The following is a 1448-nucleotide window of genomic DNA, read 5'->3' as shown; positions in this document are numbered from 1 at the left end:
GTCCGTCTCGTGGGCTCGGAGATGTGTATAAGAGACAGCGCTAAGACTGAGATCAACAACAACAGACCTTTTTTCAGTATGGTTCCAGGGCATTTTAGAGTTTGTTATGGATACTCAGATACTGGTTACGGATTATATTATATATATATTAATGATCCATTGCCTATTGGATCTGGTCACCAAACGGTGGAAGTCAATGGTGCTCAAGAAACTAAACGTATATATGTGAGGCCGTCTTAAAATTCCTTAGAGGAGTTCGATAAATCTCTGGTTTCAATGGTTGCTTATATATCCTTTATGCAAACAGCCAGTCTATAAGGTTTATCGAATCTTCTTCATTTTTGAGGTGTTGGTATGAGCAAAATCAATAAGGAAATCGCTATTTTTATTGTTTTTCTAACTCTCGTAGCGATTTGGGGGTTACTTGTAAAAGTGCCGGTAGAGGATGCGAAAACACCAGATCCTGAATCGCAAGTAGCTGGTATGACTATTCAATTTAAAGATGGAATTTCTGAGTCAGAAGTACAAGTCATTCTTCAAAACTACAATATGACTCGGAACTATAGGATGACATATGACACTAATTATCCAGAAAAATATTACATAATGGCGGACAAAGATAATTGGAGTGACATAAGACGCGAGCTTGTAAAAGAGATGAAGGAAGATAAAAAAGATTGGACTATATCTTCTCCTGCTGATGTTACCCGAAAAGGAGATTATTACGTTCTTCCGGTCTCTGAACAAGCGATCCAGGACGAAAAATTTCTTGCAATACTGGACAAATATGATATTGGGGCGAAAAAGTTTACATGGTGTGATATTCGTTTTCTTTTTAATGATGGACCTCTGACATATTGGATTCCGGAAGAAGATGCGATAAGGATAAAAAATGAGCTTGAACAAAATGAAAATATATTTACTGTACAGCTTAGTTACCTTTATCCCCCATCTGATCCCACGACCTAAGAGGCTGTATTAGAGCCTATCCAAAAAGTGATTACCTGTTATAACTTTTATAAGATGCAATATGCAAAACCGGAACGGATACTCTAATATTATAGACTTATAACTTTCACAACATGCCATTATTGACTTTTCGGACAGTCTCAATCTGGAAAAAGTCCGCCTTAAGATAAACGCATCTAAGGTAAATTTGTTTGTTATACATTTTAAAGTTAGAAAACAACTTTCAACAAAGCCAAAAAATTAATTGGGAAAAATCAAAACAAAAAAGGTGACCGGTTCAACTTTAAAACGGGATTTTATATTATACCGGCCTTTTCAAGAAAACCTTCCAGAGGCACGGAGTGAGTCTGGAAACCGCATACTTTGTAGGGGTCCGCTCCCATTGAAAGAGCCACGAACTGGGCAATATTCATGTGCACCATGTCGTATTTTACCCCGTACTCTTTTTCAATAACAGGCTGGTAGCGGTCATACTGGAT

General features: G+C 37.4%; 1 protein-coding gene and 1 pseudogene. One reads left to right on the top strand and one right to left on the bottom strand.

What is annotated here, in order from left to right:
• Window positions 1-354 precede the first annotated feature (354 nt).
• A complete protein-coding gene (locus EO95_RS06685) occupies window positions 355-969 on the top strand; it encodes a UPF0228 family protein (protein ID WP_048133445.1) in 615 nt (204 codons plus the stop codon).
• A gap of 296 nt (window positions 970-1265) precedes the next feature.
• Here the strand turns inward: EO95_RS06685 and EO95_RS06680 are convergent.
• Window positions 1266-1448 (bottom strand): annotated as a pseudogene (locus tag EO95_RS06680) (heterodisulfide reductase subunit B); the annotation flags it as partial.

The sequence above is a fragment of the Methanosarcina sp. 1.H.T.1A.1 genome, from assembly GCF_000979295.1.
In the GTDB taxonomy this organism is placed as follows: Archaea; Halobacteriota; Methanosarcinia; order Methanosarcinales; family Methanosarcinaceae; genus Methanosarcina.
Note: the sequence above shows the minus strand (reverse complement) of the source record. Positions and strands in the feature narration are given on the sequence as shown.